Raw genomic sequence first — 10,206 nt, forward strand, 5'->3', positions numbered from 1 at the left:
TCCTAGCCATCCCTTGGATTCTCGCTTCCCCAGCGCCGTGCTGGAATCAGCGTGTCCAAGATCAGGGGTCAAGCGCCGTTCGACAGCACTAGGGGGCGGGCAGCGTGTGGGCATTGCAGCTTGATGGGTCGAGCACGGTCGCATGGGCGGATGCACCTGCGGGCGCAACCGATGCGGTCGTCGTCCTCGGTCGGGATGACGCCGGGGCAGGAGCGATCCAGGTGGGTATCGCCCGCCTGGCCACGCGGCCGACGAAGGGCGTGCTCGATGATCTGTGGAAGTCGCGCGGCACGCGGGCTCCGATGGGCTTCATCGTCGCAGCCGTCACGCCGGAGGGCGTATGGATTCACTACCCGTCCGCGGACGCCCCGCCCATCGGCCCCATCACGGTCGGCCAGGCGGAGAGACAGCTTCAGTCTGTGCTGGAGGAGGGGAACGGGCTCGCCGCCCACGGGCGTATTCGTGCCATCCAGGAGGCGATGTCCTCGGCGGGCACGGACGGCTTCTCCAACCACTTCCTGTTCGCCACCTACCACCTGAACCGCGATGTGCCTCGCCGCCCGGATTGGGAGTCGGCGGGCAAGAAGGCGACGCCGATCCTGCCCAAGCGCGGCATCGAGCTGGTCACCGCGCTCGGGTTCGACACCGAGCCCGCGGGGTCGGAGCGGCTGCTCGTCCTGCGCACCTCCAGCGGCCCACGCCGCGCCGTCGCGGTGCTTCTGCGTGACGACGAGCACTTCAATCAGAAGTCCACGACGTACCAGCTCACACCCGTCGCCAAGGCGCTCGAAATCGCTGGCCGCGAGGACGTGCCGTGGGTGATCGCGCTGCGCAAGTCCACCCTGCGGCTCTACCCAGGACGTGACGGTGTCGGCGTCGGCCAGCGCGGGCAGTCCGAGACCTACTTCGAGCTGGATCTCGATCTGCTCGCGCCCGAGCAGGCTGCGTTGCTCACACTGATCTTCTCCGCCGAGGCGCTCGACGCGGGCGGCTCCGCGCAGCAGATCCTCGATGGTTCTGGCAAGTATGCCGCCGACCTCGGCACGCGCCTGCGCGACCGTGTGTACGAAGGCGTGGTGCCTCGGGTCGCGCTCGCCATCGCCGATCAGCTCCCGTCGCTCGGGCTCGCGCTCGACGCTCAGGGTCTTCAGATGGCGTACCGCCTGACGATGCGCATCCTGTTCCGGCTGCTCTTCCAGGCGTACGGGGAGGCGACCGAGCTGCTGCCCGCGGGTCGCAACGATCACTACGACGCCAACTCGCTCCAAGCGTTCATCACCCGCGAGATCGGCACCGGCCCCGACCAGTTCTCCACTGAGTCGGCAGCGATCTGGTCGGATCTCACGCAGGTGTGGGAGGTCATCTTCCATGGCAACTTCCGCTGGGAGGTGCCCGCCTACGGCGGCAGCCTGTTCGACCCGGCTACCGAAGAGGGCGCGCTGCTGTCGCGCGTCAAGCTCACCGACAGCGTGATCGGCCCGGCCCTCCAGGAACTCCTTAGCGAGGAGACCGTCGACCGGACCTGGGGGCCGGTCGACTTCCGCAGCCTCCAGGTGCGCGAGTTCGGCACCATCTACGAGGGTCTGCTGGAATCCAGCCTCTCGCTCGCCGAGCAGAACCTCACCGTCGACCGGAACGGCGCATACGTTCCCGCGAAGGATGGCGATGAGGTCGTCGCGCCCGCGGGTCGCCCGTACTTCCACTCCGCCTCGGGGGAGCGCAAGGCGACCGGTTCGTACTACACGCCGAAGATCGTCGTGGATCACCTCATTGAGCGGTCGGTCGAGCCCGCGCTGAAGGCCCACCTCGACCGGATCAAGACCCTCATGGACGAGGGCAAGGAACGCCAAGCTTCTGACGCCTTCTTCGACTTCCGCGTCGCCGACCTGGCGATGGGATCCGCCCACTTCCTCGTCGCCGCCGTAGACAAGATCGAGCGCGGCATGCGCGACTTCCTCACCGCCACCGAGGTGCCAGGCGTGCGGGCTGAACTCGCACGCCTCGCGGAGAAGGCGCGCGAGGCACTCGGGCAGGACACGGAGGGCGCAAAGGCGATCACCGACGGCCAGCTCCTTCGCCGCCAGGTGGCCCGCCGCTGCATCTACGGCCTTGACATCAACCCGCTCGCCGTCGAGCTGTCGCAGCTCGCCCTCTGGATCCACACCTTCGTGCCCGGCCTGCCGATGTCGAGCCTCGACCACGGCCTCGTCCTCGCCAACTCTCTCACCGGCATCGGCACCATCGACGAGGCGATGGACGCGCTGAAGGCCGACGGCCTGTTCGAGCAGATCATCCGCGAGCCGCTGACGGCCGCACGCGACCTCCTCATCGACTACGCGAACGCATCCGAGGCCGACAAGTCGGAGGTCGCTGCCGGTGCGGAGATGCTCGCGAAGGCACGCGACGCAGCGGCCCCGGCGAAGGCGATCTTCGACGTGGCCGTAGCCAAACGCCTCGGCGTGACGATCGACGAGGCGTGGGATGCCGAGCAGTTCGTCGCACTCGCAGCGATGCGTGAGGTGCGTGACGCCGTCGATCCGCTCCAGCCTGCGCACATGCCCTATCTGTTCCCCGAGGTGTTTCTTCGCGAGCGCCCCGGCTTCGACGTACTTGTTGGGAACCCGCCGTGGGAAGAGCTTGTCTACGAAGAGATCAAGTTTTGGACCCTGCGGTTCCCTGGTCTGAAGGGATGGACCGTAGAGCGACAAAAGGAGCTGATCGAGCAATACCGCGATTCGAGACCTGATCTCGTCGCTCAGATGGTCGCTGAGCGGACTCGTGCAGATGCTCTTCGAAGCGTTCTTGCAAAGGGGCCATTCCCAGGCCTTGAGAAGGGCCATGCGGACCTCTACAAGGCGTTTTGTTGGCGGTTCGACGGCCTAGTCAGGGATGGGGGTCGATTTGCCGTCGTCCTTCCGAGAACCGCGACCTCGGCGTTGGGCACCGCGGACTGGCGCCGAGCGGTGATCGAGCACGGGAGCTTTGCAAGTGTCACCACGCTGCTGAACACAGCTCAGTGGGTGTTCAAGGATGTGGACGGCCGGTACTCAATCGCCTTGGTCGTTGGTGCCAGGGGAGCTTCGGCGCGTACCGCGATTGCTGGCCCTTTCGCGAGCGCAGATGCGATGAGTGCCGCGCTTGAGAGCGAAGCAGTGAAGGTGACCAACGATGAGTTGCGCGCGTGGTCAGACGCGCTTTCGTTTCCTCTCCTGCCGGTGCCCGAAAGTGCTGGCGTTTTCTTGCAACTCAGAGAGTCTCCCAGTCTTGGCGCGTCACGTAAGGATATGGATTTTGCGCCTGTTCAGGGTGATTTCAATCAAACCATCGATGCTGCTCTGTGGTCTGTTGGCGACTTTACGAAGGAACTTCCGGTTCTCAAGGGTGCATCTTTCGACCTCTGGGCGCCGTCCGCTGGAAGAGCACACGGTTCGGCGAGCTCCGAGATCGTTGGCCCGCGCGCCAGTGAGAAGCTTCGACGCCAGGCGCGCACTTCTTCGTCGGCATTCTTCGGTGTTGACGCCGAGGCATTGATCAGTGGCGGCCGCATGCCCTTCCAGCGGCCGCGCATCGCATTCCGGGACATCACCAACCAGACAAACCAGCGGACCGTGATTGCGGCGCTCGTCCCGCCCGCGGTTCTCACCAACAAGGCACCGTTCCTGTTCAACCGCATGCGAGACAGTCGCGTGGAAGCTTTCTTGTTGGGAGTCTTGGCGTCGATTCCGCTCGACTGGTACGCGCGACGATTCGTCGAGCTCAGTCTTAACTTCTTCATCCTGAAGGCTTTTCCCATCCCAGAACTGAAGCCTGAGTCGCTGCTCGCCGATCGGGTGATCATCGTTGCAGGACGACTGGCCGCGGTGGATGATCGCTTTACGGAATGGGCCGCCGAAGTTGGCGTGGAGGTTGGGACGGCCAACGAAGAGCCGACGAAGTCGGAGCTCATCGCTGAGCTCGACGCGCTGGTTTCGCTTCTCTACGGATTGACGGAAGCGCAGGTCGAGCACGTCTTTGCCACATTCCATCGAGGCTGGAACTACGCCGCGCGGCTGGAGCGTGTCCTCGCATACTACGAGCAGTGGAAGGACGCGGTATGACCGAGCAGCTTCCGGTCTTCGCGACGAACCGGATCGCGCCGCCGATGACGGTGCGTGAGGAGGTGCGTCGCCTGTTCCGCGTGAATCGGGAGGCGCTGGCGGTGCCGCCGAGTGCCGCGATTGCGACGGCCTACATCAACCCGGCGGGGTTCCTGTTGCTCGCTGATGAGCTGGAGAAGCTGCCGCGCATCCGCATCCTGCTCGGGGCCGATCCGGTGCCTGATCCGTTGCTTCCGGTGGATGCCGACGCGACGCTGCAGAAGCGGCTCGATGCGGCGCTGACCGATCATGTGCGCTGGTTGAAGGCGGAGCGTGACGCGCTCGGGTTCGAGCTTCGGGCTACGCAGTCGGCGAGGCGGCTCGTGGCGTGGCTGCGTGCCGCTGACGAGCGCGGTGAGCCGATTGTGGAGATCCGTCGATATACGGGCGGGTTTCTGCACGGTAAGGCGTTCATCAGCCACCACCCGACGCATCCTGCCTATCTCGCGGGGTCGTCGAACCTGACCTACGCTGGGCTCACGCGCAACGCCGAGCTGAACGTCGGAGCGTCCGGACAACATGGGTCGACGCCGCAGGTCATTGACTGGTTCGAGGAGTGCTGGGCCGACTCCGAAGCCTTCGACCTTGCCGGGTTGTATGAGCCGCTGTGGGCCGAGCACACGCCGTGGAGCGTGTTCCTGCGTATGCTGCTGGCCCGCTATGGCGAGCATCTCGATGACGAGCAGGCGGGGCCGACGCGCTTCGAGCTGACCCGGTTCCAGGCCGACGGCGTGAAGCGGATGCGGCGGCTGCTGGAGGAGATTGGCGGCGTGCTCGTGGCTGACGAGGTGGGTCTGGGTAAGACCTTCCTCGCCCTCGAAGTGATCGCGGCGGCCACCGAGCAGCAGCGTCAGCGTGTGCTGGTCGCCGCTCCCGCCGCGCTGAAGGCGTCGGTGTGGGACCCGGTGCTGGAGCGGTACGACATCTCGCGGCGCGTCTCGGTGCACTCCTATGAGGAGATTCGCAGCCGCATGGACCCGGGGCACCCGGAGCACCTCGGGTTCTACGAGCGCGCCGAGGATGCAGCGCTGGTGATCGTGGATGAGGCTCACAACCTGCGGAATGCGGGGGCTGCGCGCTCGGAGGCGCTGGACCGGATCATCCTGGCGGGGCGACACCCGAAGAAGGTCGTGCTGCTGACCGCGACGCCGGTGAACAACTCGCTCATCGACCTCGAGACGATGGTCAAGTACTTCATCCGCGACGACGCGCGCTTCGCCTCCATCGGCATCCCGTCGATCCGGAAGTACATCCGCGATGCACAGGCGCTCGACCCCGAGGCGCTGACACCCGCCCACCTGTTCGACTTGATGGATCAGGTCGCGGTGCGGCGCACCCGGAAGTTCGTCAAAGACAACTACCGCGGTGAGACGATCGCCGGGCCCGGCGGCAAGAAGATCCCGGTCGAGTTCCCCGACGCCGACGTGCGCCGCGTCGACTACCAGCTCGACGAGCCCGGCGAGCAGTTGGTCGACGCCGTGACGTATGCGCTCGACATCCCGGAGAGCGAAGCCCATGTTGCCTCGTTCGAGGTTCGCCGCAGCGATCCAGGGCGGCTCCTGCTTGCCCGATACGTCCCCAGCAAGTACCTGAAGTCCGAGGACCTCAACAAGACCGAGGTCTCGAACATGGGGCTGCTCCGCTCGGCGCTGCTCAAGCGGCTCGAATCCTCGCCCACTGCCTTGGCCGGAACGCTGGGTGTGCTCATCCAGACTCACGAGGCATTCCTCTCCGCATTAAGCAAGGGCACTGTCCTCGTCGGCGGGGCGTTGCGCGACTACGTGAGCTCTGAGTCCGAAGACCTCGACGAGATCGTCGCCGGGCTCGACGAGGACACGGAGCACCAGGCCACTCCCGCCGACCTGTACGACGCAGAGCTGCTGGCATCCGATGTCGAGCTCGATCTCATGCTGATCCGTCAGCTTCAGTCGCTCGCGAACGCCGCTGCGCACGACGACGAGCCCAAGGTTGCGGCGCTCATCGCCGAGCTGGAGAGGATCGCCACTGAAGCCGAGAAGCCCGCCGTGACGAACGCGCCGACCAGCGATCGGCGAAAGGTCATCGTCTTCTCGACCTACGCCGACACGATCCGCGATCTGCACGAGCGCCTCACTGATGCGCTGGACGCTGTGGCCGACGGCTCGCCCCTCGCGGCGTACCGTGGCCGGGTCGCGCCCGCGGTGATCGGCGAGTTCGCCTCGGGCAAGCGCGGCGGCATCGACCAGCCCACTCGCGCGAAAGCGGTCGCCAATTTTGCGCCCCGTACTGCGGGCCAGCTCCGCGACGATGGCACTCCCATCGAGGCAGACCTCTACGACATCCTGCTGACGACCGACGTGCTCGCCGAAGGCGTGAATCTCCAACAGGCAGCGCACATCGTCAACTACGACCTGCCGTGGAACCCGATGCGCATCGTGCAGCGCCACGGCCGTGTCGACCGCATCGGCAGCCAGCACAAGTCGATCGAACTCGACGTGTTCTTCCCGGCCGAGCACCTTGACGAGTTCCTCGGGCTGGAGCAGACCCTGATCCGCAAGCTTCGGCAGGCGGATGCCGCCATCGGCGCGGGGAAGGTGCTCCCAGGGGTTTCGCACTACCCGCCGCAGGAGCACTACGACCCCGACGCGATCGTCGGCGAGATCGAGGAATTTATCGAGCAGGGAGGCGGCTCGGCTGCGGGATCGGGGGAGGAGTACCGGCGACGGCTCGCTAACGCGCTCGACGCCGACCAGGCGCTCCGCGGACGGCTCGAAGACCTGCCCTACGGTATCGGCAGCGGATTCGTGAACCCGGCCGTCGCCGGCCGCGCCTTCGTGTTCTGCATGAAGATGGGCGACACGGGCCACATCTGGTTCCGCAACGTGAACGCCGATGACGCCTGGCAGCCCATCGCCGACGAAGACGGGCGCGTCGTGGTCGATGACACTTTGATCTCACTCGTCACCGCAGACCCCGGCAAACCCGACAGGCTCAGGTCTCTGCCCGACGAAGCGTTCCGCGCCGCATACGAGGCATGGGCTCTCGCGCAGGAGGATGCGCACGACGAGTGGATGCGCTCAACCGACCCGAACGCCCTCGCCGCCGAGATCCCGGCGTCCTTCCGAGACGCGCGCGAAGTCATCCTGAACAAGGGTGGTCACCTCGGAGCTGCACAGCTCCAGACGATCAAGCGGCTCAACACGGTGCCGACCGCCAAGGCCAGGAAGGCGATGCGGGCCGCGCTCCGCACCCCTGGGAAGCCGGTGGCTGTTGTGGACGCGATCATCCAGGTGCTCGACGGGTTCGGCATCCAGCCCGCCGAGAAGGTCGAGCCTCTTCCTCCCATCGCGCTGGACGATGTGCGCCTCATCGCCTGGATGGCGGTCGAGGGGACGAAGGCAGAGAGTTCCGTTCTCGAAGCCACTGCCGCGAAGTAGTGGAGGCGTTGGAAGCGGATTCAGACCGAGAACAAGCCAGGTGACCCGGGTGTGAGGTGAGACATGAAAACTGACGTTACGACTCCGCAGGGCATATTCGGCATGCCGCAGCACCTTACTGTGCCGCTGTATCAGCGCCCGTATGTGTGGAACGAGGACGAGCAGTGGGGACCGCTATGGGCGGACATCCGCCGAATCGCGGAGCATCGGCTAGGGAGCACGGGCACGCTTGCGACCCACTTCCTCGGAGCGGTTGTGACACAGCAGGCGGACGCGCACCCTGTGGGCGTGCAAGAGTTTCTCATCGTTGACGGTCAGCAGCGGCTGACCACTCTGCAGCTTGTGCTTGATGCGACCGCGGCGGCGTTCGCCGCGCACGACTTGGTCGCGCAGATGGGCCAGCTCCAGTTTCTGACACACAACAGCTCGATGTTTGTCGTTGCCGACGAGCCCGGTTTGAAGCTCCGGCACACAAACCGCGACCGCGTCGCCTTCCACGAGGTGATGCAGGCAGAACCCCCGATCGACTACGCGGTGCTCTCGCACCGCGATTCGCTGATTGTGAGAGCACACGAGTTTTTCCATGGGCGAGTTACGACGTGGCTCGATGAAGGACCCGAATCGGTGCCGGTGCGAGCAGACGCGCTCTCGGTAGCTCTCCAAAATGCCCTTGAGCTGGTGGTCATCCAGCTGAACGCGAACGAGGATTCTCAGGAGATCTTCGAAACTCTAAACGCACGCGGCACGCCGCTCACCGCGGCGGATCTCATCAAGAACTTCGTCTTCCAGCGCCTCAAGCTAGAGGGGGAGGACGAGGAGCGCGCGTACCGGGAGCTGTGGCCGTTCGAGTCGAAGTTCTGGGAGGCGGAGGTCAGCGTCGGTCGTTACGCGACGACGCGCAGCGCGGTCTTCCTGAGCCAGTGGCTCTTGTCCCGGGTGGGCAAAGAGATCAGCCCCCGCTCGACCTTTACCCGCTTCAAGTTCTTCGTGGAACACGAGACGACGCTCTCGATGGTCGAGCTGCTCCAGTTGATCAGCGAGCAGGCAAAGACCTATCAGCACCTCACCGAGCGTGCCGCGGACGCCTACGCTGACCTCAGTCGTCTCGAACTCCACATGTACCGGATGGGTGTGGCGCAGGTCGAGATCACGAAGCCCGTCGTGCTGTGGCTGACGGAGCCGGGCGCCGGCTACTCGCAGCCGGTCGTCGATCAAGTAATCGGAATGGTCGAGAGCTGGATCATCCGGCGTAGGCTTCTGCGACTGCAGAGCAGCGACCTCGGCCGCATCGCCGCCGATCTCATCTCGGTCGGGCGAGGAGTTGCCGAGCCGGAACTTACCGAAGCAGTCGAGCGATTCTTGACCGGTCAACAGTATGCGAGCACCTATTGGCCAGGTGACGCGGAGGTCACCTCGGTGCTCGCGACAGAGCACTTCTACCGTCGGTTCTCGCAGCCAATGCAGCGGCTCCTCCTTCAGGCGGCCGAGGACTGGTACCGCGGCTACACCTCGCCCGGCGCGTCGAGGACGGGCATCCGTGTGGCACGCGACAAGCAGCAGGTCGAGCATCTTCTGCCGCGGGGTTGGCGCACGAATTGGCCCGTCGACGGTGCTGCGGACGAAGCAGATCGCGATGATCACGTGCACCGTCTCGGAAACCTCACGCTCCTCACGGGATCGCTCAACGCCTCGGTTTCGAACAGCGCGTGGCTCGGAGAGGGGGGCAAGCGCGCCGCTATGCGCCGTCACGACGTGTTCCTCATGAACCGAGTAGTCGTCGATCGCTCCAGTGAGGGCTGGGACGAGTTGCTGATCGACGAGCGCACCGCTGAGCTTACGAAGGCACTCTTGGACACCTGGCCGGTGCCGGACGGACACCAAGGCAAGGTGATTGATCGATCCTCGCTTCTGTCGAAGGCGACTGCGAGCTACGCCCACCTAATCGAGGCCGGTCTTCTCGATGTGGGCGCGGTACTTGTCTGCGCCGACGACCGATGGCCGGATGCGCGGTGCGAAGTGTTGGCCGGGGGAAAGGTCTTCTACGAGGGCAAGACGTATTCGAGCCCTGCAGCTGCCGCGAGGGTTGTCCGTGGAGGCAAGAGCGGGAACGCCTGGTACTTCTGGCGGGTCGAGAACGGGCCGTGGCTCAACGCACTTCGTGAACAGCTACTAGGCGCTCAGGGGGAAGGGGATCGCTCGGTGGCTCAGGATTAGTTGCCGCTGAGGCAGCGGCAACTCTTGTTTGCGAGGAGTAAGCGGTAGGTCCGGAGCTCTGCGAGCTCCTCCCGCACGAGCCCATCGTTCGCGTGTCCAGATCACTGTAATTGTGCGCTGAGAACCCCAGGAGGGGAGGAGCGGTACGTCGCTCAGTTGGTCGCTCGCATCAGTTCCCGACGTCCAATGCCGCTAGAGCGCGATCCAACCGGCGGGGCCTGTAGCAGAGAACTCCCGACCCGCGGGGAAGCTGAACTCAGCGTGCGCCACGGGCTACACCACTGAGCGTAGTCCGGCGTCATCCAGTCGCCGCACTAGCAACGACGCAAGCGCGAGGTGATCCAGGCATTGGTCGAGCGAATCCTCTAGATGAGTGAGTCCGATCGTTTTCAGTGGTCGTATGCGATGAGTGATCTCTTGGCTGGGGCGTCGATGAGCCA

The 10,206-nt window shown here is 65.1% G+C and carries 3 protein-coding genes; all 3 read left to right on the forward strand.

The window, feature by feature from the left end; all coding sequences use genetic code 11:
* The first annotated feature begins 113 nt into the window (after positions 1–113).
* Positions 114–4,097 (forward strand): Eco57I restriction-modification methylase domain-containing protein, encoded by a 3,984-nt coding sequence (locus LL236_RS14625; protein ID WP_228179557.1) that lies wholly within the window; start codon positions 114–116, stop codon positions 4,095–4,097.
* Positions 4,094–7,552 (forward strand): SNF2-related protein, encoded by a 3,459-nt coding sequence (locus LL236_RS14630; protein ID WP_228179558.1) that lies wholly within the window; start codon positions 4,094–4,096, stop codon positions 7,550–7,552. Before LL236_RS14625 ends, LL236_RS14630 begins: the two co-directional genes overlap by 4 nt.
* 63 nt (positions 7,553–7,615) lie before the next feature.
* On the forward strand, positions 7,616–9,766 hold the full coding sequence (locus LL236_RS14635) for a GmrSD restriction endonuclease domain-containing protein (RefSeq protein ID WP_228179559.1): 2,151 nt from the start codon (positions 7,616–7,618) through the stop codon (positions 9,764–9,766).
* The last annotated feature ends 440 nt before the right edge of the window (positions 9,767–10,206 follow it).

Source organism: Microbacterium schleiferi (assembly GCF_020781975.1).
Lineage (GTDB): Bacteria > Actinomycetota > Actinomycetes > Actinomycetales > Microbacteriaceae > Microbacterium.

Coding starts and splice junctions, on each gene's coding strand:
- LL236_RS14635 (WP_228179559.1), top strand. CDS start 7,616: ATGAAAACTGACGTTACGACTCCGCAGGGCATATTCGGCATGCCGCAG.
- LL236_RS14630 (WP_228179558.1), top strand. CDS start 4,094: ATGACCGAGCAGCTTCCGGTCTTCGCGACGAACCGGATCGCGCCGCCG.